The sequence below is a fragment of the Streptomyces sp. NPDC025638 genome (assembly GCF_055558775.1).
The window spans coordinates 1-26,237 of the sequence record NZ_JBVHLX010000020.1 but is presented as its reverse complement, the minus strand read 5'-3'; the positions used below and the strand labels follow the sequence as shown (position 1 = coordinate 26,237).

Here is a 26,237-nt window from a genome sequence, read left to right as displayed (position 1 = left end):
ATGACTGTCTCGGTCTGCTGCCGCGGTGCCCTGCCCGCGCCGCTCACGGTCCGCCCGTGCGGGCCGTGGCCGGGGCTGCGGACAGCACGGCCACCGGCAGGGCGGACAGCTCCGGCAGCCGGCCGGGATCGGCCAGCACCTGCGGGCCGTCGTCGCCCCGCACCTCGAACCCGGCGTTCAGGAACAGCTCCCGCGCAGGGGTGTTGCGGTCTGTGGCGACGATCCTGCCGACGAGCCCGGCCAGCAGCGCGCGCCGCCCGCCGACGCCGTCCTCGAGGGCGGCGACCAGGAACGGCACGGCGACGTCGAGGCCGATGACCCGGCAGCTCAGTGCGAACGCCGTCACCGTCCCGCCCCGCACCAGGCAGGCGCCGGTCAGGCCGTAGTCACCGAACCGGTCGGAGACGTACGCGACGTGCAGCCGTGTGTCCGGTTCGGCGAGGACACGCCGCAGTTCCTCCGGGCCGGTGCGCCAGGCCGTCGTCGTGAACTGGTTGGTCCGGTTGAACAGTTCGGCCGCCCGCGCCAGCTGCTCCGGGCCGGCCTTTGCCACCCGCACCCGGACGTCCAGGGAACGCAGGAACGCGTCCCGGTCCAGGTCGGCCCGCAGCTCCTCGCGGCGCAGCATCGCCCGGGTGGTGTCGGTGCGCCGGGCCGCCTCCGCGGTGCGCCGGCCCGCCTCCAGAGCGGCGCTGGACAGCAGCAGCTCGCGGAAGCCGTGCACGGGCCCCTCGGCGATGTGCAGGCCGGGCAGCGCGGCGGCCGTCTCGGCCCGCTCGACGGGGTTGTCGTCCAGGAACAGGACCTGGTCGGGGGTGAATCCCAGCCGTGCGCAGATGTCGGCGATGTTCTCCGGCTTGGGCCGCCAGTTGATGCGGTGCAGGACGAAGTCGTCGGGACCGAGCAGCGGCCGGCCGCCCGCCTCCTCCCACACGCCCAGGGTGGCGTGCGCGTCGCCCTTGCTGCACGTGGCGAGGAGCACGCCGCGGCTCTTGAGCACGGACAGGGCCTGGTGCAGGCCGAGGTGCAGCCAGCGGCTGGTGGCGTCGCCGTCGACCCAGTCGAAGCCGTCGTCGGCTGCGATGCCCGGCCACAGCGTGCCGTCCAGATCGGTCACGACCAGTTTGATCCGGCCGGTGCCGCGGTGGGCGCGCAGACAGGCCAGGTACTCGCCGGCCAGGGCGCGGCCGAGCGCGGGCAGCTGGTGCGGGCGCTCGTCGCCGGGATCGACCGAGCCGCCGTGGTGGCCGAAGGGGAACACGAGGTCGTCGAAGAGCGCGGCGGCGCCGTACCGGGCGACCAGCCGTTCCTCGTCGACCACCATCAGGTTGGAGTGGCTGCGCACGCACCGGTCGATGTGCTGGTTCAGCTCGGCGACCAGGCGCCGCAGACCGTACTCCTCGGCGAAGTCGTACCGGCCGAACGGGGACAGCGCCGGCGGGGCGATGTTGTGGACCAGACCCAGGGAGCCCTCCAGCGCCTGCGCCAGGGCCCCGACGGCCAGGGTCAGCGCGTTCTTCATCAGCGCCAGCCGGTGCGCCCGCTCCTCGTCGTCGCAGGTGTGCGCGCCGTCGAACAGGCCCGTCAGGAACGGCTGGACACCGGGCTGGTAGACCGTGACATCGGGGCGCGACCGCCGCACCGCACGCGCCAGCCCCGCGGAGGGCCCCGGCCACAGGTGTTCGGTGCGCACGTCGAGGCCGAGTTCGCGGCCCAGGGTGTGCAGCGGCTCCTCGGTGAACTGTGTGACGCAGCCGCCGATCAGCAGCACCCGCACCGCCTCCCCGGCGCCCGAGGCGGCCGCGGCGGTGTCGGACAGGTGCTGGGGCAGTCCGTAACGGGTGGCCGGCCACGACCCGGCAGGGTCCACTGCCGGGTCATGGCCGGAGCTCTCGGGCCGGTTGGCGAACGAGGCCCGCAGCGCGGCCTCCTCGTCGCAGCCCTCCGGCACGATCAGGTGCCGCTCCATAAGCGCCCGGAGGACGCCCGGGGCGGCCGCACGGTCCGGCGCCAGCTCCGCGAACGCCTCCGGCCCGAACGTCACACCCGACAGGGCACGCACGCACCGCTCCCACGCCGCGTCCAGCACGATCCGCTGCTGGCGCGGTCCATGGGCGAGCAGAATTCCTGAATCAAGAACAACCGTGGAGAGGAAAGAGCTGAAACGCAATTCATGGGCGGACACAGCATTTCTCCTTCCTCTTCACAGAATGTTTTCGAGGCCTATGTGAAAACGGCCGAATTCGGCGCCATGGGCCGTGCACCGGCGTAGTTGTGAATGTTAGTGGCCGCTCAGCCGCGTTCGTTCTCCGAGAATGCTCAGTGGGTTCGCCGCCTTTGAAAGAGAGCACGAACCGAGATGCGCGACGGCGTCCGGGCGGGAGACGCTTCCTGATCGAGCCCGAAGGTCACGGGCGAGTGCAAGGGGGTACGCGCATGCACAGCAGCGTCATCGAGTCGGGGCGCGACACGTCGTCGACCGCGGCCGTGGCGGACACGGTCGTTCCCGGATTTGTCGGCACACTCCTGCGACACCGGGACGAATTGCACGACGTCCTCACCCGCGTGGCCACCGCCCAGGCCGCGACCGACGAACTCTTCCGCTCGTTGCGTGCTCTGTCCGGGGCACCGTGGGAAGTGCTGCGCAATGCGCCGCGACGGCTCGGCCGGCTCGCGACCTTCCTGCCGTCGAACAACCTGCTCTACTCCTACGTCCTGTTCGGCGTCATCCCCTCGCTGTACACCGACGAGGTCCGCATCCGGCCCTCGGCACGGGTGGCACCGGCGGCCATGGCCGTCCACGAGATCCTCGGCCCGCACCTGCGCGGCCCGGGCGGCGGACGGATCGTCATGGAGCCGGTCTCGCAGCGGCGGTTCCTCGCCGACTGCGCCCGCTCCGACGCCGTCGTCTTCACCGGGCAGCCGGACAACGGCCGCACGGTCGCCGCCGAACTGCCCGGCGACGCGCTGCTGCTCACCTTCGGCTCCGGGCCCAACCCGCTGGTCGTCGGACCCGAGGCGGACCCCGACGCGGTCTGCCGCACCGTGCTCGCCGCCCGGCTGTACAACTCGGGCCAGGACTGCCTGTGCACCGACATCGTCTTCGTCCACCGCTCGCTCGTCCGCGAGGTCGTACCCCGGCTCGCCGGGGCGCTCGCCTCGATCCGCGTGGGCGAGCGCGCCGACCCCGCCACCCGGGTGGCGCCGCTGGTCTATCCCGACGCGGTGCAGGAGGCGGCGGCGTTCCTGTCCGCGTACCGCGAGTTCACCGTCCACGGCGGCCGGGTGGACCTCGTCCGCCACGTCGTCGAGCCGACCCTGCTCCACCTGCCCTGGCAGGACGCCTTCCACCCGCCCGAGTTCTTCTCCCCCGTCGTGCTCACCATGGCGTACGACGACCCCCGGCAGATCACCCGCTGGCTGCACTCCGCCGAGGAGCGGGCGCGCGGCATGTACGTCTCCGTCTTCGGCGAGCCCGCCCTCGTGGGCGGCACCCGCATCGCGACCAGCGTGGTCTGCGAGGAGCGCATCACCTTCGACGTGGAGGACGGCAACCGTCCCTTCGGCGGCTACGGCCCCCTGGCCGGCAGCGTTCACCGCCATGGCACGGCCACCGGGCGTCCGCTGCTGCTGTCCGCCGAGGCCGCCACCGGGACCCGGCCGTGAGGGCGGCCCCGGCCCCGGCCCCAACGGTCGCCCGGGATCGTGTCGTACCGGCTTCTCCGGTCGTCCGGGAGCGTGTGGTCGTGGAGCCGCCGGTCGCCCGGGTCGTACCGGCTCCTCCGGCCGTCCGGGAGCGTGTCGTCGTGGACCCCCCGGTCGTCCGCGGGCGGGCCGTCGGTGATCCGCCTGCGCCGCCCGTCACCGGTGCCCGGCGGCTGGCCGCCGATCCCGACGCCGTGGACGCGGTCGGTGAGGCCCTTGCGGCCCTGCACGACGACGGCGCACCCGCCACGGTGCCGGTCGTCCTCTCGGCCGGCGACTACTGCGTCCACGCCGCCGGCACCTTCGCCGCCCACTGCGACGACCCCGCCCGCCGGCTGCGCCCCGCCGACTCCGTCGGCCTCGAACCGGCCGGCCTGCTGCGCCGGTTCACCGAACTCACCGGCTGGCGCGGACCCGGCTACGCCATCGCCGAGCCCACCGGCGACGGCACCGCCGCCCTCCGCTTCGCCCGCGCCCTGGCCGCCGGCCGCGCCCCCGTCGTCTACCTCTGCGAGGTCCTGCGGCGCCCCGACACGGGCGCCTTCTGGGCCGTGGCCACCCGCGTCCGCCGCGCCACCGCGCAGCCCCTGCGGCCCGACGACGTACCGGCGTTGCCCGCCGGCACCCCCGCACCCCCGGACGCCGCCGCCGGACTCGATCCAGAAACCCGCCGCCGCAGCACCGTCCTGCGCGCCCACCTCCGTCCGCGTCCCCACGACCCCGCCGAGGAGCAGCAGCAGTGAGCGCGACCCCCGACCACCACCCCTGGCACGTCGTCGCCGGCACCCTCGCGGACGCCGGCTGCGACATCGTCGTCGGGCTGCCCTCCGACGAACCCGGCCTGATGGACGCCGCGCGCACCACACCCGGGCTGCGTGTCCTTGGCGTGCGCGACCAGCGGGCGGGCGCCTGCGCCGCCATCGGCCACGCGGCCGTCTCCGGCCGGCCCGCCGTCCTCGCCGTCAACTCCGGACCGAGCTTCGCCAACGCCCTCACCGGCCTGCTGGAGGCCTCCTCGCTGGGCGCCCCCGTCGTCGTCGTCACCACCCGCGTACCAGCCCTCGGCATCGGCCGCGGCGGCTTCCAGCACACCGACCAGGCGGCCATGGCCCGGCCGCTGACGAAATGGGACTTTCTCGTCGAGGACCCGCGACAGCTGACCTGGGCGCTGCGCCGGGCCGTCCACCTCGCCGTCAACGGCGGCCCCGGCGTGGTCCTGGTGGAGATCGCCGACGAGGTGCTGCGCGCTCCCGCCCCCGAACGGCGGCCCGCCCAGCCGGTACGCCGCCTGCGCTTCGCCGCCGACGCCGAGGAGGTGCGCCGCGCCGCCCGGCTGCTCACCGAGGCCCGCCTGCCCGTCGTCGTCGCGGGCGGCGGCTGCAAGCCCGCCGGCGCGGGCCCCGCCGTACGGCGGCTGGCGGAGCTGCTGGCCGCGCCGCTGTTCACCACCGCCGCCGGCCGCGGCCTCGTCGACGAGGAACACCCGCTGGCCTGCGGCCTGGTGGGCCTGTACACCACACCCCCCGCGGACCGGCTGCTCGCCGAGGCCGACGTGGTCCTCGCGATCGGCTCCCGTCTGGAGGAGACCGCCCGCATGGGCTGGGACGGCCTTATGGACAAGACGCTGGTGCACGTCGACGTCGACCCGGCCGTCTTCCACACCGCGTCGGAACCCGAGGTGGCCCTGCTCGGCGACGCCGCCCTGGTGGCCGGCCAGCTCGCCGACGCAGTCGTGGCCCAGACGCCCGCGGTGACCGCCGCCGGCGCCGCCCGCGGGGCCGAGGTCGCCGCCGTACGCGCCCAGATGCGCGCCCGCCACCACCGCACCGGCGCGGACGGTCCCGAACTGACCGTCACCACGGCGCTGCGGCTGCTCCAGGAGTCGGTGACCCGCGGGGCGACCCTCGTGCAGGAGAACGGCCTGCACGACATGTGGGGCTATCACCACCCCGTGGTGTCCGTCGGCGACGGCGCCCGGGTCGTCACCCCCGGCGAACAGACGATGGTCGGCTTCGGCCTGCCGGCAGCCGTCGGCGCCGCCCTCGCCGACCGCACCCGGCGCACGGTCCTCGTCTGCGGCGACGGCGCCTTCGAGATGGGGCTGGCCGCCCTGCCGACGGCCGCCGAGCTGAACCTGGGCCTGACCGTCCTGGTGCTCGACAACCGCGGCTACGGCTGGCCCCGCTTCGTACGCGCCGAGGAAGGGGCACCCGACACCCTCACCCGCTTCACCGCGCCCGCGCACACCGACGCCGCCGTCCGCGCCCTCGGCGGTCTCACCGCGCGCTGCACCACCGCCGGCGAACTCGCCGCCGCCCTCGACGACGCGGCCAAGGCCCATGCCGAGGGCCGGACGACCGTCATCACCGTCCCGGTCCGCGACGACGACGTCCCCGTGGGCGTCCGCCGGGTGTTCGACGCCGGCCCGCCCGCCGGAGCCGCCGCATGACCGCCCGCCCCGGCCCGGCCGGAGTACCGCGCCTGACCGTCGACGGGCAGCACGTCCCGCCCGGACACCTGGCCCGGCTCGTCGCCCGCACCGCGCGCAGCCTCACCGCGGCGGGAGTGGGACCCGGCCGGGCCGCCGCGCTCGCCTCGGACCACCCGCTCACCGCCGTCGTCACCGCGCTCGCCGCCGAGGCCGCCGGCGCGCCCCTGCTGCTCGACGGGGCGGCCCCCGCCCGGCGGATCGCCGCGGCCGCCGCCGTCCACGCCACCGCCTCGGGCGAGCCCGTCGTCGAAGCGCGCACCCGCCCGCTGACCCTGCCCGAGGAGACCGCCGCCGTCTTCTGGACCTCCGGCAGCTCCGGCGACCCCAAGGCGGTCGCCGTCCCGGCCGGCGCCCTCGCCCACCAGGGCCGCGCCACCGCCGACCGGATGGGGATCACGGCACAGGACCGGCTGCTGCTCCCGCTGCCGCTGCGGCACGCCTACGGGCACAGCGTGCTGCGGGTGTGGCGCACCACCGGCGCCCATCTGTACGCCGAGTCGGGATTCCACCTGCGCGGCACACTGACCCGGCTCGCCACCGAGGGCATCACTTCCCTGGACGGCGTCCCCACCATGTACCGGATGCTCGCCAACGAGGCCGCCCGGGACGGCGAGTCCGCCCGGCTGCTCGCCGCGCTGCGGATCCGCGGCTGCGGGGGCGACGTCATGACCCCCGTTCTGTACGACGACTTCCTGGCGGTCACCGGGGCGCCGCTGCACGACGGCTACGGACTCAGCGAGGCCGGGCCCAACGTCGCCCTCAACGCCCCGGGCGACGTGCGGCCCGGCACCGTGGGGCGCCTCCTCGACGGAGTCCGGGCCAGGGTCGCGGGACCGCGGTGCGAGATCGAGATCGCGAGCCCCGGCCTGATGCTGGGCTACCTCGACCCCGTCACCGGCGGCCTCGACCGCGGCGCGTTCACCACCGACGGCTGGCTGCGCACCGGAGACACCGGCACGGTCACGGCCGACGGCCGGCTCACGGTCGGCGGACGGATCAAGGAGATCCTCGTGGTGCACGGCGAGACCGTGGCCCCCACCGTCGTCGAGGACGCGGTGCGCGCCGCGGCCGGCGTCGTGGACGCCGCCGTCGTCGGAGTCCGGCGCGGCGACCGCGGCGACGCCGTATGGGCGTTCGTGGAGAGCCCCGACACCGACCACGCGGCCGTGGCAGGCCGGGTCGCCGAGGCATGCCGGCGCCGCCTGCCCCCGCACGCCCGCCCCCGCACCGTCCGCGTCCTGAACGCACTGCCCCGCACCGGCAGCGGCAAGCACGACCGGACCCGCCTGCGCGCCTGGGCCTCGGAGCCGACGGCGGCGGCCGCATGACCACGCCACCGCCCCGCCCCACCTCGCGCCCCTGGCCGGAGACACCCCTCGCACACGGCATGCAGGGCACGGGCCGGACCCGTACGGACGACACGGACGACCCGGACGACAAGGAGGGCGCCGCATGACCGCCGTGGCCCTGGCCGGCCTCGGCCTGATCAGCCCGCTCGGCCCCACCCCCGACGCGTTCTGGCGCGGGCTGCTGCGCGGACAGCGGGCCTTCGGCGAACTCGGCTGCCCGCAGGGCGACTTCCGCAGCCGAGTGGTGGCCGCCGTACCCTTCGGCGACTGCCCCGCCCCGGCCGGGCGGCGCAAGGAGGCCCTCGCCACGGCCGCCGCCCGCCAGGCCCTCGCCGCGGCCGGGCTCACCGGCCTGCCGGACGGCTCGCTGCTCGTCGTCGTCTCCCAGGCGCCCGCGCTCGGTGCCGCCCCGGCCGAGCACGACGGCGACTTCGCGGGCCCGTGCCCCGAGGCCCTGCTCACCGCCTGCCGCGCCGACGGCCGCCGCACGAACGTCGTCCACCTCTCGCACGCGTGCGCCTCCGCCGCGTACGCCGCCGCCTTCGCCCGCGACTGGCTGCTGTCCGGTCTCGGCAGCACCGCCCTGGTCGCCGGGGCCAGCGCGCTCAACCGGTACGAGTACGCCAGCATGGACGTCGTCAGAACGCTCAGCCCGCACGGCGCCCGGCCCTTCGACACCGACCGCGACGGCATCACCGTCGGCGAGGGCGGCGGCGGGTTCGTCCTGGAGACGGCCGCGTCCGCCCGCGCCCGCGGGCACCGGCCCGAGGCATGGCTCACCGGAGCCGCCTGCATGGTCGACACCTCCGAGCCCGTCGCCTCCGCACCCGCCGCGGTCCTCGACTGCATGCGGGCCGCACTCGACGACGCCGGCACCCGCCGCGTCGACTACATCCACGCGCACGCCACCGGCACCGTGCAGGGAGACGCCGCCGAGGCCGAGGCCGTCGCCGAACTCGCCCGCGCCCTCGACCACGGCCCGGTGCCCATGAGTTCGCACAAGGGCGCGGTCGGCCACCTGCTGCACGCCTCCGCCTTCCCCGGCCTCGTGGCCGCGACCGGCTTCCTGCGCGAGGCACACATCCCCGGCACCCCGGGGCTGCGCCGTCCGGCACCCCTGCCCGACGGCGTGCTCGCCCCAAACCGCCCGCACCGCGCCGCCACGGCCGAGCACGCCCTGGTCAACAGCTTCGGCTTCGGCGGCAACAACGCGTCCCTGGTGCTGTCCACCACCGGCGGCTGACCCACGAACCCGTACGAGGAGACCGCATGACCGTCACCGTCGTCACCCCGACCAAGGGGCGGCCCCGTTCGCTGAGGCGGGCGCTGGCCTCGGTCGCCGCGCAGGAAGGGCTGAGGGCCGCCCATGTGGTCGTCGGCGACGACTGCCCCCATCTCGGTGACGAAGCCAACTGCCGGGCCCTGGCAGAGGAGTTCCCGCACGCCCGGTTCGTCAACGTCGTGCCCGGCGACCACCCGGACATCCCCCGCGACTACCTGCCGGCCCGGCTGTCCTACCTGCGCAACCTCGGCGTCGGCCTCGCCCGCACCCCCTACGTCGCCCACCTCGACGACGACAACGCCTACGCCCCCGGCCATCTGCGTTCCCTGGTGGACCTGCTGGAGCGCAACCCGGAGGCCGGGGTCGCCCACAGCTGGCGCCGCCTGCTCACCGAGGACGGCGCCGAGTTCGTGCCGGACGGCGAGGATCCCTGGCACCCCATTGCGCGTCAGCGGGCCGCTTCCTACCGGTCGCTGGCCCGCCACGGCGTCTTCGTCCCGGGCTCGCCGGTCGTCCGCGACGTGATGCGGATGACGGACGAGGGGATGCTGAACCGGGTCGACACCAACGAGCTGCTGCTGCGCCGCGAGACACACGAACGCATTCCGTTCCCCACCGACTTCACCGTCTGGCAGCGCATCCTCGAAACGACGGAGGACATGGCGCTGTGCGAGCGGCTGCTGCGGGCCGGCGTCGTCGCGGTCTGCAGTGAACAGGACAGCGTCGACTACTACATGGGCGGCTTCTCCAACGCCGCCGCCCTCGGCTGAGGCCCTCGGCTGACGCCCTGGCTCACACGAGGACGGCCAGCCGCTCCACGGCCTGTGCGTCGAGGTCGTGGATGCGCGCCACGCGCCGCCGGCACAGTTCGAGCGCCTCGGCGGACCAGGAGCGGCTGAGCAGGAACACCAGCCGGGCCAGGTCGACGAAGGCCGCGGACGAGGCGCGCAGCAGCCTGGCCGCCTCGACCGCCGCCCGGCGGCCGCCACCGGCCTGCTCCGGGACGTCCCGGAGCAGGGCCACGGCGAGCAGTTGGCGGTCGCCGGCGACCTGCCGCTGCAGCGGCCCCGACACGCGCATGCGCAGCACGGACGAGCGGCCGGGGTGCTCCTCCAGGCCGGCCAGCACGTCCGGCAGCGTGCGCAGCCCGGCGAGGCCCTCGTGCGGCGACTTCGGCTCCGTCAGGTTCCGCACGGAGCGGACCAGCAGGGCGTGGCGTTCCTCCGCCCAGTCCTCGGCAGGGGCACCGGTGTCCCACACCAGCACCGGCCGCCCGGCCAGGCCCCGGCGCAGCTCCTCGGCGGGCACGGTGCCGCGGTTGTCCGCGAAGCCGCTGCCGCGGCGGGTGTTGCGGTCGGCGGCCCAGGCCGTGTCCCCGTCCAGACGGTGCACCAGGAAGGTGTGCGGATAGCCGGAGAACGGCACGCGGTAGAACTCGGAGTGGCGCATGCCCCGCAGGTCCGGGGACACCGGCACGGCGTGCCCGCGGGCCAGCTCCCGCTCGACGACGTCGAACGCGTGCTCCGCGCTGTCCGGGCTGGTCTCCCAGCGGGCAAGGACGCCGCGATGGAAGCGGGGTGCGTGGTAGTCGGTGTCCAGGCCGCCGTACAGGGTGAGGAGTTCACCGTCGGCGGTGCGCTCGACGGCGAAGTTGAGCGGCTGGGCCAGCGCCCGGGCGGTGTCCCGGAACCCGGCGGCGTACAGGCTGTCGCGCAGGCAGTGCACCCAGCAGGAGATCCGGGAGTGCGCGAGGCCCTCGACGGAGTCCAGCGAGGCACTCAGGTAGGGGAAGGAGCCCGGGGCGTCCTCGGTCATGCCGCCGCGCTCTCGGCCACCGGCGCGGACCGCTCCGTATCCGGGGCCGCCTGCTCCGCCTCCGCGGACGGCTTCTCCGCCTCCGCGGTCGGCTTCTCCGCCTCCGCGGCCGCCTCTTCCACCGCCGGCGCCGGTCGTTCCGGCACCAGCCGGGTCACCAGCACCAGGACCGGCAGGGCCATCGCGAGGCACACCAGGACGGCGCCGGTGGAGATGCCCGCCCGGTCGACGAGGACGCCGCCCGCGACGGTGCCCGCGACGAGGAACACGTCGGAGAGCGGCACCAAAGTGGCGTAGTAGCGGCCCTGCAGACCGGCCGGCAGGCGCTTTTGCACCTCGGCGAAGTAGACGACGGAGGCGATGGACTCGAAGACACCCGCGAGGAACAGCAGGGCGAGCGCCACGTACCAGTCACCGGTCACGATCAGCGCCACCCAGCACACGCCTTCCAGCACGTTGCCGAGGATGTAGACCCAGCCCTGGTTCCAGGAGCGGAAGGCCGCCGCCGCCATCCCGCCGAGCGCGCCGCCCAGCCCCATGGCCGCCAGCAGATAGCCGAGCATCCCGGGTACGTGGCCGAAGCCGTGCAGCGAGTACGCGGCGAGCAAGGTACGGCCCAGGCCCAGAGCCACCATGTACGTGAACGCCGTGATCGTCAGCGAGGACAGCCGCCCGTCACCGCGCACCATGCGCACCAGGTCGCGCGCGCCGCCCGCCACCGCCCGGGCCCAGCCGGCGAGCCGGCGGCCGACGGGGGAGGGAACCTTCCGCGCACCGGTCGCATCCTGGACGGTCCCGGCCGCACCCGGCGATCCGGCGGCGCCTTCTGCCCGCGGCAGGCGTGTCAGCATCGCGGCCGCCACCAGCGCGGTCGCGGCCTCCGCGGTGAACAGCCAGTTGATGCCCGCGACGGCGGCGATCGGCCCGGCGACGGCCGGCCCGAGCAGCTTGGGCACCCGCTCCGCCGTCACGATCAGTCCGTTGCCCTCCAGTTCGCTGCCCTCGGGGATCACCTGCGGGCGCAGCGCCATGGTCGCGGGGAAGCCGAACATGTAGCCGACGCCGATGGCCAGGGCCAGCAGCTGGATCTGCCACATCGCCGTGGTGAGCGGGAACAGGACGGCGGCCAGGCCGCTGCCGAGCGCGGCGAGCGTCGCCACGCGGCGCGGATCGTGCCGGTCGACGACCTGGCCGGCGAGCGCGCCGAGCAGGATGTTGGGCAAAAACCGGGCGGCGAGGGTGAACCCGACCTCCAGGCCCAGGCCGTACCGCTGCATGACCAGCAACGGCAGGCCCACCGTCGTCATGGCGGACCCGGTCTCCAGCACGAACAGCGAGCCGACCAGACGCAGCGCGCCGGGGCTGCGCAGCACCCGGGCGAAGCCGCCGCCCTTCGTGGTGGACGTCTTCGTGTCGTCTGCCATGTCCCTCACCCGTTCGCGGCGGCGGTCACCGGAGCGCGCAGGGCGGCGTCCTGGGCGGCCCTGCACCTGCCGAGCACATGCTCGGTGAAGTCCTGGGGAAGATCCAACTGGCGCAGCCGCACCGCGATCGTCGCGAGCAGGTCACGCGCCGAGGCGGCAGCCGCCGCCGCGTGCCCGGGAGTGCCGCCGGGGGAGATGCCGACGACGGCGGCCAGTGGCATCCCCGTCTCGATCATCTCGTGGATCGCCGAGGCATGACCCTCCAGCGCCCCGCGGCGCAGCGCGTGCAGCCCGAAGCTGACATGCCGGGACTCGTCCCGGGTCATCGCCGTGAACCCGGCCTTCATCCCGGGCAGCAGCGGGATGCGCTGCAGGCCGCGCACCAGGCCGCGCTGGCCGTGCAGGGCGAGGACGCCCTCGGTGACGAGATGGAAGAAGGCGACGGCCCGCAGCCACCGTTCGTAGTCGCGCGGCGCGTCGTACAGCTCGCGCAGCACCGTGTTCTCCAGGGTGTGCACGGCGCGGTTCGCGGGGCTGAGCGTCGCCCAGGAGGCGATCAGCTGGCCGCGCAGGGAGTCGGTGAGGCCGAGCAGTTCCTCGGCGAGGCGGCTGACGAACACGGTGTGCCGTGCCTCGTCGGCGGCCTGCGTGCCCAGGAACAGCAGATACTCCTCGTCCGGGCAGGCCGCGAGGATCGGGCTCATCAGGTCCAGGCCCGTGTACTCGCCGACCAGGAAGCTGGTGACGAAGGAGGACAGGGACTCGCGGGTGCCGGGACCGAGCAGGCGGTGCCAGTGACGGCGGTCCCGCTCCAGGTCGATGTCGGACGCGAGCCACTGCTGGCGCTCCCAGCGGCGGTAGAGCTCACGGGGGTCGAACCGCCGCTCCAGGGTGTCCCCGGCGCCGCCCAGCAGGGCCTCGGAGTCGAGCCGGGACAACTCGTCCAGATCGGCCTCGTCGAACAGCAGCGTCGTCCAGCGCACCCGCCGGTGTCCTTCCTCTCGTCCCCGTGATGCCTGTGCGGGGCGTGCCGCCCCGCGCGACCCGCCGGCCGGTGTTCCGCGACGCGACGTCGCGGTCCGGCCGGCAGGATCACTGCGCGCTGAATGGGTCAGTTCGGCAGCTTGGTCATCACGGCGGACTCGATCTCGGCCGCGACGCCGGCGTAGAGCTCCTCGTGCGAGTCCTTGATGCCGTCGAGCCACGCCTCGAACGCGGCGGCGTCGTCGGTGCTCGGAGCGGCGCTGCCGGTCTCCTCGACGATGCGCTGCTGGATCTCGGTGCTCAGTGCGGTGGCCATCTGCGCACACCTCTCTGTCGGGCGGGCGGCAGCCCGCGGGAGAAGAAGACGGAGACCGTACGGCCCCGGCTCCCTGGATGCTTTCAGCGTGCCGGACCACGGCGCATCTTCTGAACTGCTATGACAGGCCAGGACGTTGACCGGGATCGACGGTGACGGCGTGCGCCAGCAGCCCGGTCACCGTGACGGGTTCGAAGTTGACGGCACTGGACCAGCCGCCGCCCGCGAGCCGGAACCAGACGGAGCTGGTGATCACGCCGTCCGGGTGCTGGTCCTCCACCACCTCGTCGCCCTCGGACCAGCCCTCGCACGCGTGGGCGACCGCCGGGTCGGGCAGCACCAGCCGGAGCACCGGGCTGTCCAGGGAGGGCCCGGACCGGATGTTGGCGTCACGCCACACGGGCCCGAGCCGGGCCCGAAGGACGTGGGGGCCGACAGAGGACACGGACACGGATGTCTCCTTCCGCCGCGCGCCCGTCGCACGCGGCCATGGGGTTGGCGGGACGGGGTGCGCGCTCAGGCGACGGCGCCGAGCACGGGCGGGTGGGCGTCCTCGGCCCGTATGCCGCCCAGCCACACCACCTGGGACACCATCTGCGTCAGGCGCTCCACGTCGGGCGAGGGCTCCCCGCCGTCCGCGGCGGGCTGCTCCGGCGCCTGCGACACGGCCACACCCACCGGTGTCGGCCAGCCGCGCAGCGCGTGCCCGATGGTGCGCAGCGTGGTCAGCGTCGAGACCGCGCCCTGGGCGGCGGAGCCCACCGCGACCGTACCGATCGCCCGCCCCTGGAGATACGGCACCGGCCCGCCGATGTCGTTGACGTAGTCCAGGGCGTTCTTCAGCAGCCCCGACACGGTCGCGTGGTACGTCGGCGACACCAGGATCACGCCGTCGGCGGCGCGCAGTTCCTCCAGAAAGCCGGTGACGGCCGCGTGCCGGCCGGCCAACCCGGGCCGGTACGCCGGGAAGTCGATCTCCGTGCCGGTGAAGACGCGGGCGGACGCGCCGTGTTCGGCGCACCGCTGGGCGCACCACTCGGCCACCCGGTCGCAGGTCGAACCCGGGCGCAGCGATCCGCTGATCAGGACGATGTGCGGTGCCCCCATGACGGTGGTCCCTTTCCTCGGACGGACGGTGGTCGTCGCGGCCGGTGTGCGGCCCGGTTCCGGACCGCGCGGCCGGGGCCGCCAGCCGACGACGTCGGCGAGGTCCGCGTCCTTGCGGCCGGCGGACCTGATGTGCGCGTTGCGCCTCTCCTCACCCGCCCGGTCCGCGCCCTGGTCGAGTGCGCCCTGACGGCGGGAGGCGAGGACGACGGCCGCGGCCCGCTCCATGCGCTCACGGGCGTAGCCGGCGAGGGCGTCGGCCACCGGGGCGGGCGAGGCGAGCGCGTCGGCGAGCACGGCGGCGTCCTCCAGCGCCAGGTTGGCGCCCTGACCGAGGGCCGGGACCATCGGATGCGCGGCGTCGCCCAGCAGCGCCACCCGCTCGTCCACCCAGCGCGGGGCGGGGTCGCGGTCGTGGATGTCGGTGACGACGACGTCCTCGGGGTCGGCGGTGCGCACCAGGTCGACGACGGGGGCGTACCAGCCTTCGAGGGCGTCCAGCAGGGCCAGCCGGGCCCCGGCCGGTCCCAGGGCTGGCCACACCCCGGCCGGTGCGGTGATCTTGGCGGTCCAGTACAGGGTGTCGTCGCCCACCGGGGCGATGAACATCTGGATGCCGCGTCCGTTGACGACGTGGCCGCGCTGCCCCAGCGCCGAGCCGGTGGTCCTGCCGCGCACCGAGGTGTAACCCCGGTACTGCGGCGGGCCGTCGGCGAGCATCCGGGCACGCACCGCCGAGTGGATGCCGTCCGCGCCGACGAGCGCGTCGCAGGCGGTGACGGATCCGTCCGACAGGTGCACGGCGACCTGGCCGGCGCGCACGGTGTAGTCGGTGACGGCGGTCGCCAGGACGACGGCCGCCCCCGCGGTGAGCGCCTCGTCGAGCAGGGCCCGGTGCAGCGCGGAGCGCAGCACGGGGATCTGAGGAGTGCCGCCGGAACCGGCGCCACCGACGGGCTCCTCGGCGAGCACCGTGCCCCGCGCGTCCATCAGGACCCGCACCTCCCCGGGCCGGCCGGCCCGGCCCGCGGCCCGGATCCGGGCGCCGATGCGCGCGCCCAGGGCGTCGGCGGCCCGCAACCCGTTGGGGTAGAGCACGAGTCCCGAGCCGCCGGTGCCGATCCGCTCGGCGCGTTCCAGGACGGTCACGTCCAGGCCCCGCGCGGCCATGCTGGCGGCCGCCGCGAGCCCTCCGATGCCGCCGCCCGCCACCACCACCGACCGTTGTCTGGTCATGTCATTCCCCTCCTGGCGGCGACCGCCGCCGGCTGCGGTCCGTCCCCGGCCGCCGTCAGCAGACGGCCGTCGTACACGCCGAAGGTGCCCGAGGAGGCGTCCCAGACGGTGCGGCCCGCCCGCAGGGTGCGTTCGACGCGCCCGGTGAACGTCCAGCCCTCGTACGCCGACCAGCCGCACTTGCTCTGCACGTCGTGCGCCGAGAACATCCAGGGCGTGTCGGGCGCGAAGAAGACCAGGTCGGCGTCGGCGCCCGGGGCGATCCGCCCCTTGCCGGGCAGCCGGAACAACTCGGCGGGCGTCTGCGACAGGTGCCGTACCAGACGCGTCACGGCGACGTCCGGGTCCTCCTCGGGCCACCTGCGGCGCATCCCCGTCCACACGGCGACGGCCAGCTCCTGCACACCGGGCAGCCCCGGCGGCGAGGCGGCGGCCGAGCGGGTCTTCTCCGCGACGGTGTGCGGGGCGTGGTCGCTGCCCAGGGTGGCGAGCTGACCCTGTGCCAGGGCCCGCCACAGCCGGTCCTGGTCCGCCCGGGTGCGGATGGACGGCGACAGTCGCGTCCGCGCGCCGAGGCGCCGGGTGTCCTCGTCGGTGAACGACAGGTGGTGGCCGGTGACCTCGAAGGTGACCGGATGCCCGGCGGCCTGCGCCGCGCACACCAGGTCGGCCTCCTCGGCGCTCGACAGGTGCAGGATGTGGGCCCGGGTGCCGTGCCGCCGCACCAGTTCGACGACCTTGGCGACGGCGACGATGCTGCCGGTGCGTGGCCTGCGCCGCTCGTAGTCGAGGTAGCCGGCCGGTTCCCCCCACCAGGCGTCGAGCAGCGCGAACAGCCCGTCGTCCTCGGCGTGCAGGACGAGCTGCAGGCCCGCCTCGGCCGCCGCGGCGAACGTCTGCTCCAGCACCGCCGGATCGCGGACCACCGTCGGGGCCGTGTGGTGGCCCGCCATGAACACCTTCGCGCTGGTCGCCACCGACGGGTCGAGGTCCGCCAGCAGCCGCGGGCGCGCCGGGTCGACCCCGATGTGGAAGCGGAAGTCCACCAGCGAACGGCCCCGCACCAGCCGGGCCTTGTCGGACAGCGCCTGCGGGTCCAGCGTGGGCGGCACCGTGTTCGGCATGTCCAGCACCGTGGTCACGCCGCCGCGTACCGCCGCCCGGCTGCCGTGTTCCCAGTCCTCCTTGTGCGTCAGACCGGGCGTCCGGAAGTGCACATGGGAGTCGATGAGTCCGGGCAGCACGTAGTGGTGACCGGCGTCGAGGTGTCCGGCCGCGGCGGGTGCCGTGCCGGGGCCGGTGACGGCGGTGATCCGGCCGCCGCTGATCAGTACGTGCCCGGGCCGCACGCCGTGCGGCGTCACCAGCCGGCGGCCGCTGACGACGAGTTCGGGCACGGGGGTCAGCCGGTCCATGCCGCCGCCACCAGATCACGGCACAGGTCGTTCGTCGGGCCCATGAAGGCGATGCCGCGCGCGTCGGCGAGCAGCCTGCCGATCGGTGCGCCCTCGCGGTATCCGGCCGAGCCCAGCATCCGGGCGACGTCGAGACAGATCTCCTCGGCGGCCACGGACGCGTGCAGCTTGCTGTGCAGCGTGGTCAGTCCCGGCTGCGCCGAACTGCGGGCACCGGCCCGGGCCACGACGGCCCGCGCCGCCTCCAGACGGGTCGCCAGATCCACCAGCCGATGCCGCACCGTGGGCAGGTCCAGCAGCCCCTGTTGCCGCGCGTGACGCACGGCCAGATCGAACGCGGCCCGTGCGATGCCCACGGACACCGCGCCCAGGCTGGCGCCCGACTCGCGCACACCCGCGATGACCGACGCGGCCCCGTCGGCCGGCCCCAGCCGGTCGGCGTCCGCCACGACGCAGCCGTCGAGGGCGAGGAGTCCGGTCGCCGAGCCGCGCATCCCGGCCAGGTCCAGGCCGAGGTCCGCGACCAGCCCCGGGGCGCCTGCCTCGACCAGGAAGAAGGTCTGCCCGTCCGACCCGTACCCCTGCGCGGTGCCGCCCGGCCGGCCGGTCTGCACCAGGACCAGGTACACGTCGGCGACCCCGGCGCCGGTCGTGAACGTCTTCGCGCCGTCCAGACGCCAGCGGCCGTCCGCGAGACGGTTGCCGCGGCTGGCCAGGTTCCGCTTGGCCGCCCCGGCACCCGGCTCGCTCCACGCCGACGCGGCCAGCCAGGTGCCGTCGGCCAGCAGCGGCAGAAACCGCCGCTGCTGCTCCTCGGTGCCCCACTCGGCGATCCGGGCCGACACAGCGAAGTGCTGGAACGCGATGATGGCCACCGACGGGTCGACGGCGGCGATCTCCTCCACGACGTGGTTGACCGCGGCGGCGTCCCCGCCCGCGCCGCCGTGCCGGGCCGCGACGGCCGTACCGAGCAGCCCGTCGGCGCGCAGCGCCGCCAGCGTCTCGCGGTCGGGCACACCGGCCGGCCCGCTGTGTGCGGCGGACTCCGACAGCCGGGCGCGCAGCTCGGCCGTCAGCAGCGGTCTCACACCGCTCCGGACAGCGCCAGACATTGGGCGACCTCCTCGAACTGCAGGTGAGTCAGGGGTGTCAGGGCGAACGACCCCTGGAAGGTGACGTGCTTGTGCGCGACGGTCGCCCACAGCAGGGCGCCCTCGTCGCGGGCCGTCCCGGCGGCCGAGGTGACCGCCGTGACCGCCGTCCGTCCGCCCGGCGTGGTGATGCCCACCAGGCCGTCGTCCGTGCCGTGTTCGCGGGCGATCCGCCAGGGCAGCGTGCCGGGGATCCGCATCGCCGACCCCAGGCAGACGGCACCGGTCAGGGCGATCGACGGGTGCCAGCCGGGCACCGTCACGGCGCGGGCCGCGATGCCGTCGTCCGCGCCGGGCAGCACCGCCGCGATCTTGGGGAAGGCCCCGCCGCGCGGCCAGCCGAGCAGGTCGGCCGCAGCGGCCCGGATCGACTCCAGCCGCTCCAGCAGCTCCCCGCCGGCGAGGAAGAGCGCCGCCTGGTCGGGTATGCCGAGCGTGCGGGCGTCGACGAACGCATAGGTGTTGGAGCTGGCGACGAGGGAGACCTCGACGTGTTCCCCGCCGTCGGCCAGCACGGTGCGCGGCCGCCCGGCCGGCAGCAGATCCGCGAAGGGCACAGGGGTGGGCTGCACGAAGGTGACCGTGAACCCCGCCCCGTCCCGTTCGACCCGCTCGGCCTCGCACACCACGCTGTCGCCGTTGTTGTGCACCCGCACCCGGATCCGGGCACCCGGCACCAGCCGCGGCAGCATTCCCGAGCGGGAGGCCGCCAGCACCGACGCCAGCACCGAGTGACCGCACGAACCGCGTACGTCGAACCGGTCCGGGGCGCCGGGCAGCGCCTGCACGAACCGGTAGTCCAGGTCGAACATCGGATGCGCGGACGGCTCGATGAGAGCGATCTTCAGTACGTGCGCGCCCCCCGCCGACGCCAGATAGCGGCGCGCCTGCGCGAGATGGGCCAGCAGTGTCTCGTCCTCGCGCGGCAACCGGCCGGCGTCCAGCACGAAGGTGGGGCAGGGACTGCCCGCCGCGTACGCGAGGTGCCCGATCATGCCGCCACCGCCAGCGGTCTCGTGCCCCCGGGTGCCGCCGCGGCCGTACCCGAGCCGTCGAGCGAACGCCGGAACTGCCCGTCCCACACCTCGTGCACCAGCAGCGCCCACAGCGCCAGCGCCGTGGTGTCGTCGGGACGTTCGCCCTGGGCGGCGAAGAGGGCGTCGACCGCCCGGCCGTCCAGCCGTCCCGCCGCGGCGGTCCGGTCCGGGGCCAGCAGGTCCCGCGCGTACTCCCACAGCGTGGTGCCCGGCCGCAGCATCGCCGTCACCGGCAGGGTGAACGGCTGCTTGGGCCGGGACAGCACCCGCTCGGGCAGCAGTCCGGCCGCCGCCGCGTACAGGGTGCGCTTGACCTGGCTGCCCTGGATACGCCGGTGGTCGGGCAGCGGCCGGCCGAGGGAGAGGACCGACCGCTGGCAGAACGGCAGCCGTGCCTCCACCGCGGAGGCCATGCTGAGGTGGTCGACCCGGCGCAGATGATAGGCGGGCAGCCGCTGCTCCAGCTCGAACCGGGTGATGCGGTCCAAGGCGGTCCCGGGGCCGTGCAGCAGATCCTCCCGGGCCGCCCCGGGCAGCGCCGGGTCAGCGGCGACATGGGCCCGGTAGGCGTCGGTGTACAGGCGGTCGCGCAGCGCGGCCGGTACGGCGGACAGCGCGTCCAGGTAGGCGGGCGCCCAGTCGGCGCCCGCCGCCGCGCGCTCGGCCGCCAGCCGCATCCGCTCGTACCCGCCGAACACCTCGTCGGCGCCGTCACCGGTGAGCGCCACCGTGAAGCCGGCCTCCCGGATCGCCCGGAACAACGCGTACGTGCTCAGCGCGATCGGATCGGCGTTGGGCTGGCCCAGGTGCCAGACGGTCTCCTCCAGCAGCTCGGGGAAGGCGGCCGGGTCGATCTCCACCTCGTGGTGGACGGTACGGGCCCGGTCGGCCACCTCACGCGCGAAGTGCCGCTCGTCGAACGGCCAGCTGCCCCGGTAGGCGATGGTGAAGGTGTGCTGCGGCCCGTACTCGGCCGCGAGCGCCGTCACCAGGGAGGAGTCCAGGCCGCCGGAGGTGACCACGGCGACGGGCACGTCCGCCGCGAGCAGCCGGCCCACCTCGTGGCGCAGGGTGCGCCGCACCTGCCGTGCCGCGGTGAACCCGTCAGCGGCCGGCCCCTCGGCGCTGTTCGCCATGTGCGCGGCGCGCCGCCGCACCCGCGGCAGGCCGCCCAGCTCGCACACCCAGGTCGTGCCGGGCTCCAGCACCTCCACGTCCTCGTACATCGTCCGCGTGCCGAACGGCGTACGGGTCGTCAGAAGGGCGTCCAGCGCCGACTCGCGCACCCGCCCGCCGATGCCGCCGAACCCGAGCAGCGCGGGCAGCTCCGAGGAGAAGTAAAGGGACCGGTCCGCCGGGTTCCACCGGTGGTACAGGGGCTTCATCCCGATGTGGTCGGTGGCGAGCAGCAGCCGCGGCACCGCGCCCCGCGTGTCCAGCAACGCCAGCGCGTACATGCCGTCGAGGTGCTCGGTGAACTCCTCGCCGTGCTCCAGGTACAGCGCGGGCAGCACCGATCCGTCACAGCGGTCGGGGATCACATGGCCGAGCGCCTCCAGGCGGCGGCGCAGCTCCTCGTGGTTGTAGATCTCCCCGTTGAAGACCACCTGCACCGGTCCGCCCCGCCCGTACGGCTGCTGTCCGCCGTCCAGGCCGACGACGGCGAGCCGGTTGTTGCCCAGGCCCCATCCGGCCCCCTGTGCGACGCCCGTCGCGTCCGGGCCGCCGTGCCGTTGCAGGGCGGCGACGGTCCGCATCGCGTGCGGCGTCGCCGCCGCGTTGAAGTAGCCGAAGATCCGGCACATCTCTGCCTGTCTTTCCGTGAGGACGGCGGATCAGCGGGCCGTCGACAGATAGCGCTCCCCGCTGTCGGGGAACACGGTGACGACCGTGGCACCCGCCCAGCGGGGCTGGGCCGCCACGGCACGACTCGCCCAGGCAGCGGCGCCCGACGAGATGCCGACCGGCAGACCGGTCGCGCGGGTCACTTCGTCCGTGGTGGCCGCGGCCGCCTCGTCCGTGACGGCCACCACCTCGTCCACCAGGGCGAGGTCGGTGATCGGTGAGACGTAGCCTGCGCCGATGCCGGGAATGCCGTGCGGGCCGGCCTCGCCCCCGGACAGCACGGCGCTGCGGGCGGGTTCGACCGCCACGACGTGCAGCGCGGTGCGCTCCTTCAGATAGCGGGCGGTGCCCGTCAGCGTTCCGCCGGTGCCGACCCCGCACACCAGCACGTCGATCCGGCCCCGTACGGCCTGCCAGATCTCCGGGCCCGTCGTCTCGTAGTGCGCCCGCACGTTGGCGGGATTGCGGTCCTGGTGCGGCACCCATGAGCCGGGCATGGCGCGCTGCAGCTCCTCCGCGTACGCCCAGGCGGCCAGAAGACCGTCCCGGTGCGGCACGAGATGCACCTCGGCGCCCAGCCGGCGCAGGATCAGACGGCGTTCCTCGGTGGCGTTGTCGGGCATCACGATGATGCACCGGTGGCCGCGCCGGGCGCACAGCGCGGCCAGCGAGATGCCGGTGCTGCCGGAGGAGCACTCGATGACGGTGCCCCCGCTCGCGGGCAGCAGCCCCGCCTCCTCGGCGGCCCGCACCATGAACAGCGCGGGCCGGTCCTTCACGCTGGAGAACGGGTTGGCCATCTCCAGCTTCGCCAGCAGCCGCACCGAGCCGGCCAGTCCCGGCAGCGGGACCGCCAACAGCGGTGTCCGCCCGACGAGTTCCTCCACGGACCCGGCCGGCTCCGCGGCGGTGTGTCTCACCTCTGTCGTCATGGTTCCCCCCGTCCGCCGCGCTCAGGCCGTGCTCAGGCCGCGCGCCGCGCGCAGGTGCGCGGTGGCCGCCTGCTGCAGGTGGGTGATGTCGCTGGAAACGGTGGCGAAGGTGAAGCCCTCGGCGAGCCGCTTCGCGGCGCTCTCGCCGTCCGGCACGTGAATGCCGCAGGCGATGCCGTGCCGACGGGCGGTCTGCGTTATTCGCTCCAGCGCGGCCTCCAGCGCGTCGGCGGCCGCCGGGTCGCCGAACCAGCGCGCGCCGAGCGCGGCCGACAGATCGGCAGGCCCGACGTACACCGCGTCGAGGCCGTCCGTGGCGCAGATGGCCTCCAGGTCGTCCAGCGCGGCCGCGGTCTCGATCATCACGACGCACGCGACACGGTCGTCGATCTCGGCCGGTACGGATCCCAGCCGCAGTTCAGCCCGGACCGGCCCGGCCAGACTGCGCGTCCCCGCCGGATGGTGCCGGCAGGCCCGCACGGCGTCGCGCGCCTGTCCGGCGCTCTCCACCATCGGGACGATCACACCGCGCGCCCCGGTGTCGAGCGCGACACCGATGGCGACCGGGTCCGGCGACGGCACCCGGATCACCCCGGCGGAGCGGCCGCGGGCGTCCACGGCCAGCATCGCGGCCTGCCACCCGGGCTGGTGCGGCACACCGTGCTGGCCGTCCACGCCGATGTAGTCATAGCCGAGCCCGGCGACCCGCTCGGTCGCGACCGGACTGTCCAGGGAGATCCAGTAACCCACCAGGGGCTCCCGGCGGCGCAGCCGCGCCGCGAACCCCGGGTCCGGGTGCGAGACGGACGCCATGCTCATTCCCCTTCCTTCAGTGCGTAGCTCTGCTTGCCGTCGAGGCCGACGGGCACGTCGCCGGTGATGGACACCCGGTGCAGCACCCGCTGGTGGCGCCCGTAGTCGTTGACCGCGAAGTGCTGCGTGCTGCGGTTGTCGAAGATCAGCACGTCGCCGGGGCGCCAGCGCCAGCGCGCGACGTTCTCCGGCCGGCGCACATAGCCCTGGAGCACGTCGATGATCGGCCGGGACTCGCGCGGCTCCACGCCGAGCAGCCACTGGGCGAAACCGCCGAGGAACAGGCTCGGCTCACCGGACTCCGGGTGGACGCGCACCACCGGGTGGGCGGTCTCGAACCGGCGGGCCAGGAACGCCGCGCGCACCTTGTCGCCGCGCTCGGTGCCCAGCCGCGGCTGCTCGGCGTGGTTGGTGTGCACGGCCCACAACCGGTCGGCCACTGCGCGCAGTTCGGCCGGCAGGTCCCGGTAGCCCGCTGCCGCGTTCGCGACCAGGGTGTCCCCGCCGTACGGGGGCAGCACCACGCTGCGCAGGGTCGTACCCAGCGACGGGGCGGTGGTGAAGCTGATGTCGGTGTGCCAGTGGTCGGCCCGCTGGTCCTCCCCGTCGACGGGAATCACCTGCGGGGAGCCGTCGACGGTCCGCATCATCGGGTGCGACTGGGTCAGCGGGCCGAAGCGGCCGGCGAAGGCGAGCTGGTGCTCGTCGGTGATGTCCTGGTCCCGGAAGAAGAGGACCTTGTACTCCAGGAATGCCTCGTGGATCTGCCGGAAATCGGAATCCGACAGCTCGGTGGACAGATCGACGCCTGTGACCTCCGCGCCGATCCTGCCGCCGATCCGGCGTATGTCGAACAGGGACACCAGCATTCCCTCCGAATATGTCAAGGACTCGCGTGGCCGTGCCGGCGGGGGAGCGCGGGCACGGCACCGCAAGTCCTTCCCGGCGTCCGATCACAGCACGTGGCTCAATCCGGCGGCAACGGAAGCCGAAAAGGCGATACGACTTCACCAACTCGCTCCCGTTCGGGTGCGGAAAACCCGCGGAAAAGGGTCGACTTGTTCAAGTCGTACTCCGTGTGCGGCCTTGGCTTGTCAACGTCGTGGTGCCGCGGGGATTCTCTAGCCGCCGCGCCCTTGAATCGTCCTCCGGAGCAAAGGACCGCTGACATGCCAGTGATCACCGTCAACTGGTGGCAGGGCAACGACCGGCAAGCGCGAAAGGAGTTGGTGGCGGGCATCACCGACGTGGTCACGCGCGTGTCCGGCTGCCCGGACGACGCCGTCACCGTCATCGTGCGGGACGTCGACCCCGACCACTGGGGCAACGGCGGCCACCTCGCCGACGAATCCCGCTCCTGGCGAGGCCGGCGATGACCCTGCGCTCCCTGCACCCCAACATCCGGCTGCGGATCGCGGTCGGCTTCGTCCAGCGGCTGCTGTCGGTCATGCTGATGCCGCTGCTCGTCATCCATCTGGCGGCCCTCTACGGCCCCGCCGTCGCCGGTGTCCTCACCGTCTGTGTGGCGGCGGCCGGCATCGCCGCCAACTTCCTCGGCGGACACCTCGCCGACGTCCACGGCCGGCGCCCCGTGATGGTGGCCGGCGAACTCGGCACCACCCTCACCTTCGGCCTGCTCGCCCTGGCCAACTCCCCGTGGTGGACCTCCGGGCCCATCACGTTCGGCCTGTTCCTGCTCAACACCTGCTGCTCGCAACTGGCCACCCCGGCGGCCGACGCGATGATGGTCGACGTCTCCACCCCCGACAACCGACCGCTCGTCTACACGATCAACTACTGGTCGATCAACCTGGCGTTCACCGTGGGCGCCCTGCTCGGCGGGTTCCTCTACGACGGCCACTTCCTCCAGCTGCTGACCGGCGCCGCCGCGCTGTGCCTGCTGACCACGTCGGTGATGTGGCGGTGGATCAGCGAGACCGCCCCGCAGACCGGCAGGGCGGCGGCCGGGCCCGGCGCCATGCTGCGCGGCTACCTCACCGTGGCCCGCGACCGTGTCTTCCTGCGCCAGCTGGCCGCGGCCGCGCTGATCGCCGCGGTGGAGATGCAGATCGGCTACTACATCGCCGTACGCCTGTCCCGTCAGTTCCCGCGGCAGACCCTGCTCGCGGTCGGCGGCCGGCGGCTGGACGTGGACGGCGTCGCCGTCCTCGGCATCCTGCGGGCGGTCAACGCCGCCCTGGTCGTCGCCCTCGTCCTCTTCGCCAAGACCCTGCTGGCGCGGGTCCCCGAGCGGCTCCGGCTGTACGGCGGGATCGCCGTCTTCACCGCCGGCTACATGGTCTGGGCCGTCAGCGACATCGGCTGGGTGCTCATCGCGGCGGCCGTCCTGCTCACCTTCGGAGAGATCGCCAGCGTCCCGGTGCGCCAGGCGCTCCTGGCCGACCTGATCGACCCCGAGGCCCGCACCAAGTACATGGCGGCCTACGCGCTCAACGCCCGGATCGGGCTCCTCGTCGCCGCCCTGTGCGTCACCCTCGGCGCGTTCGTCCCCGCCCTCGGCATGAGCCTGCTGTACGGGACGGCGGGCTGCGCCGCCATCCTGCTGTACCGGTCCGTGGTCGGCGTGCGCGCCTCGCGCACCACGGAGGAGAAGGTTCCGGCCACTGCCTGACATGCCCAAGCGTCACGCATCCGCGGTGCCGGCCGTGACTCGGGCAGGTCCGGTTGCGGGCCGGCCGCGGCCGCGGATCTGATGCGCCCATGACGAAACGGCTGTTCACCTCGGAGTCGGTCACCGAGGGCCATCCCGACAAGATCGCCGACCAGATCAGCGACACCCTGCTCGACGCGCTGCTCGGCCGGGACCCGGCCGCCCGCGTGGCCGTGGAGACCCTGATCACCACCGGCCAGGTGCACGTGGCCGGCGAAGTGACGACCACCGCCTACGTGCCGATCGCCGAGCTGGTCCGCGAGAAGATCCTGCAGATCGGCTACGACTCCTCGCGGAAGGGCTTCGACGGCGCCTCCTGCGGCGTGTCGGTGTCCATCGGCGCGCAGTCCCCGGACATCGCGCAGGGCGTGGACACCGGAGGAGCCGGCGACCAGGGCCTGATGTTCGGTTATGCGACCGACGAGACACCGGAACTGATGCCGCTGCCGATCCAGCTCGCCCACCGCCTGTCCAAGCGTCTCTCGGACGTCCGCAAGAACGGCACGATCCCCTACCTGCGCCCGGACGGAAAGACGCAGGTCACCATCGAGTACGACGATGACAGGGCCGTCCGCCTGGACACGGTGGTCGTCTCCTCGCAGCACGCGAGCGACATCGACCTGGAGTCGCTGCTCGCCCCCGACATCCGTGAGTTCGTCGTGGA

General features: G+C 74.3%; 24 protein-coding genes. 10 read left to right on the top strand and 14 right to left on the bottom strand.

Annotated elements, in window-relative coordinates; all coding sequences use genetic code 11:
- Nucleotides 1–43 precede the first annotated feature (43 nt).
- Nucleotides 44–2,185 carry an HAD-IIIC family phosphatase gene (locus ACZ4EG_RS38235; protein WP_467793882.1) on the bottom strand — a complete coding sequence of 714 codons (2,142 nt, stop codon included), beginning with the start codon at nucleotides 2,183–2,185 and terminating at the stop codon, nucleotides 44–46.
- 251 nt (nucleotides 2,186–2,436) lie between these two features.
- Between ACZ4EG_RS38235 and ACZ4EG_RS38230 the strand changes: the two genes are divergently transcribed.
- From ACZ4EG_RS38230 to ACZ4EG_RS38200, 7 genes are all read left to right on the top strand, one after another.
- Nucleotides 2,437–3,666, top strand: coding sequence for an aldehyde dehydrogenase family protein (locus tag ACZ4EG_RS38230; RefSeq protein ID WP_467793881.1), 1,230 nt, complete (start codon nucleotides 2,437–2,439; stop codon nucleotides 3,664–3,666).
- An 80-nt stretch (nucleotides 3,667–3,746) separates the two neighbouring features.
- Nucleotides 3,747–4,448, top strand: coding sequence for a hypothetical protein (locus ACZ4EG_RS38225; protein ID WP_467793880.1), 702 nt, complete (start codon nucleotides 3,747–3,749; stop codon nucleotides 4,446–4,448).
- A complete protein-coding gene (locus ACZ4EG_RS38220) occupies nucleotides 4,445–6,154 on the top strand; it encodes a thiamine pyrophosphate-binding protein (protein ID WP_467793879.1) in 1,710 nt (569 codons plus the stop codon). Before ACZ4EG_RS38225 ends, ACZ4EG_RS38220 begins: the two co-directional genes overlap by 4 nt.
- Nucleotides 6,151–7,524 carry a class I adenylate-forming enzyme family protein gene (locus ACZ4EG_RS38215; RefSeq protein ID WP_467793878.1) on the top strand — a complete coding sequence of 458 codons (1,374 nt, stop codon included), beginning with the start codon at nucleotides 6,151–6,153 and terminating at the stop codon, nucleotides 7,522–7,524. The genes ACZ4EG_RS38220 and ACZ4EG_RS38215 overlap by 4 nt, the downstream gene beginning before the upstream one ends.
- Nucleotides 7,521–7,652 (top strand): hypothetical protein, encoded by a 132-nt coding sequence (locus tag ACZ4EG_RS38210; protein ID WP_467793877.1) that lies wholly within the window; start codon nucleotides 7,521–7,523, stop codon nucleotides 7,650–7,652. The genes ACZ4EG_RS38215 and ACZ4EG_RS38210 overlap by 4 nt, the downstream gene beginning before the upstream one ends.
- A complete protein-coding gene (locus ACZ4EG_RS38205; RefSeq protein WP_467793876.1) occupies nucleotides 7,649–8,788 on the top strand; it encodes a beta-ketoacyl synthase N-terminal-like domain-containing protein in 1,140 nt (379 codons plus the stop codon). Before ACZ4EG_RS38210 ends, ACZ4EG_RS38205 begins: the two co-directional genes overlap by 4 nt.
- A gap of 26 nt (nucleotides 8,789–8,814) precedes the next feature.
- A complete protein-coding gene (locus ACZ4EG_RS38200; protein ID WP_453560520.1) occupies nucleotides 8,815–9,597 on the top strand; it encodes a glycosyltransferase family 2 protein in 783 nt (260 codons plus the stop codon).
- A gap of 22 nt (nucleotides 9,598–9,619) precedes the next feature.
- On the opposite strand, the gene ACZ4EG_RS38195 is transcribed toward ACZ4EG_RS38200, so the two are convergent.
- The 13 genes from ACZ4EG_RS38195 to ACZ4EG_RS38135 all read right to left on the bottom strand — a co-directional run bounded on the left by ACZ4EG_RS38195 (nucleotide 9,620) and on the right by ACZ4EG_RS38135 (nucleotide 23,765).
- On the bottom strand, nucleotides 9,620–10,642 hold the full coding sequence (locus tag ACZ4EG_RS38195; RefSeq protein WP_467793875.1) for a hypothetical protein: 1,023 nt from the start codon (nucleotides 10,640–10,642) through the stop codon (nucleotides 9,620–9,622).
- A complete protein-coding gene (locus tag ACZ4EG_RS38190; protein ID WP_467793874.1) occupies nucleotides 10,639–12,066 on the bottom strand; it encodes an MFS transporter in 1,428 nt (475 codons plus the stop codon). The genes ACZ4EG_RS38195 and ACZ4EG_RS38190 overlap by 4 nt, the downstream gene beginning before the upstream one ends.
- 5 nt (nucleotides 12,067–12,071) lie before the next feature.
- Nucleotides 12,072–13,049, bottom strand: a complete 978-nt coding sequence (locus tag ACZ4EG_RS38185; protein ID WP_467793873.1) for a ribonucleotide-diphosphate reductase subunit beta — start codon at nucleotides 13,047–13,049, stop codon at nucleotides 12,072–12,074.
- 128 nt (nucleotides 13,050–13,177) lie between these two features.
- Nucleotides 13,178–13,366, bottom strand: a complete 189-nt coding sequence (locus tag ACZ4EG_RS38180; RefSeq protein ID WP_390708526.1) for a hypothetical protein — start codon at nucleotides 13,364–13,366, stop codon at nucleotides 13,178–13,180.
- 118 nt (nucleotides 13,367–13,484) lie between these two features.
- Complete coding sequence (locus tag ACZ4EG_RS38175) at nucleotides 13,485–13,817, bottom strand: hypothetical protein (RefSeq protein ID WP_453560511.1); 333 nt, start codon at nucleotides 13,815–13,817, stop codon at nucleotides 13,485–13,487.
- 65 nt (nucleotides 13,818–13,882) lie between these two features.
- A complete protein-coding gene (locus ACZ4EG_RS38170; protein ID WP_467793872.1) occupies nucleotides 13,883–15,709 on the bottom strand; it encodes an NAD(P)H-dependent oxidoreductase in 1,827 nt (608 codons plus the stop codon).
- Nucleotides 15,706–17,124, bottom strand: a complete 1,419-nt coding sequence (locus ACZ4EG_RS38165) for a dihydroorotase (protein ID WP_453560506.1) — start codon at nucleotides 17,122–17,124, stop codon at nucleotides 15,706–15,708. The genes ACZ4EG_RS38170 and ACZ4EG_RS38165 overlap by 4 nt, the downstream gene beginning before the upstream one ends.
- Nucleotides 17,112–18,212 (bottom strand): acyl-CoA dehydrogenase family protein, encoded by a 1,101-nt coding sequence (locus ACZ4EG_RS38160; RefSeq protein WP_467793969.1) that lies wholly within the window; start codon nucleotides 18,210–18,212, stop codon nucleotides 17,112–17,114. The genes ACZ4EG_RS38165 and ACZ4EG_RS38160 overlap by 13 nt, the downstream gene beginning before the upstream one ends.
- The gene (locus ACZ4EG_RS38155; protein WP_467793871.1) at nucleotides 18,209–19,270 is read right to left on the bottom strand and encodes a PrpF domain-containing protein; all 1,062 of its coding nucleotides are present in this window, start codon (nucleotides 19,268–19,270) and stop codon (nucleotides 18,209–18,211) included. Before ACZ4EG_RS38155 ends, ACZ4EG_RS38160 begins: the two co-directional genes overlap by 4 nt.
- A complete protein-coding gene (gene asnB, locus ACZ4EG_RS38150) occupies nucleotides 19,267–21,117 on the bottom strand; it encodes an asparagine synthase (glutamine-hydrolyzing) (protein WP_467793870.1) in 1,851 nt (616 codons plus the stop codon). The genes ACZ4EG_RS38155 and asnB overlap by 4 nt, the downstream gene beginning before the upstream one ends.
- Before the next feature lie 30 nt (nucleotides 21,118–21,147).
- Nucleotides 21,148–22,089: a PLP-dependent cysteine synthase family protein gene (locus tag ACZ4EG_RS38145; RefSeq protein WP_467793869.1), complete on the bottom strand. Its 942-nt coding sequence runs from the start codon at nucleotides 22,087–22,089 to the stop codon at nucleotides 21,148–21,150.
- A 21-nt stretch (nucleotides 22,090–22,110) separates the two neighbouring features.
- Nucleotides 22,111–22,908 (bottom strand): HpcH/HpaI aldolase family protein, encoded by a 798-nt coding sequence (locus ACZ4EG_RS38140; RefSeq protein ID WP_467793868.1) that lies wholly within the window; start codon nucleotides 22,906–22,908, stop codon nucleotides 22,111–22,113.
- On the bottom strand, nucleotides 22,905–23,765 hold the full coding sequence (locus ACZ4EG_RS38135; RefSeq protein WP_363300496.1) for a TauD/TfdA dioxygenase family protein: 861 nt from the start codon (nucleotides 23,763–23,765) through the stop codon (nucleotides 22,905–22,907). Before ACZ4EG_RS38135 ends, ACZ4EG_RS38140 begins: the two co-directional genes overlap by 4 nt.
- A gap of 306 nt (nucleotides 23,766–24,071) precedes the next feature.
- Here ACZ4EG_RS38135 and ACZ4EG_RS38130 point away from each other — a divergent pair, with 306 nt between their 5' ends.
- The 3 genes from ACZ4EG_RS38130 to ACZ4EG_RS38120 form a co-directional block, all read left to right on the top strand.
- The gene (locus tag ACZ4EG_RS38130) at nucleotides 24,072–24,278 is read left to right on the top strand and encodes a tautomerase family protein (protein WP_390708534.1); all 207 of its coding nucleotides are present in this window, start codon (nucleotides 24,072–24,074) and stop codon (nucleotides 24,276–24,278) included.
- Nucleotides 24,275–25,534, top strand: a complete 1,260-nt coding sequence (locus tag ACZ4EG_RS38125; protein WP_467793867.1) for an MFS transporter — start codon at nucleotides 24,275–24,277, stop codon at nucleotides 25,532–25,534. The genes ACZ4EG_RS38130 and ACZ4EG_RS38125 overlap by 4 nt, the downstream gene beginning before the upstream one ends.
- A gap of 89 nt (nucleotides 25,535–25,623) precedes the next feature.
- Nucleotides 25,624–26,237 (top strand): S-adenosylmethionine synthetase N-terminal domain-containing protein (locus tag ACZ4EG_RS38120; protein WP_467793866.1); only part of this gene is annotated, 614 nt, incomplete at its 3' end.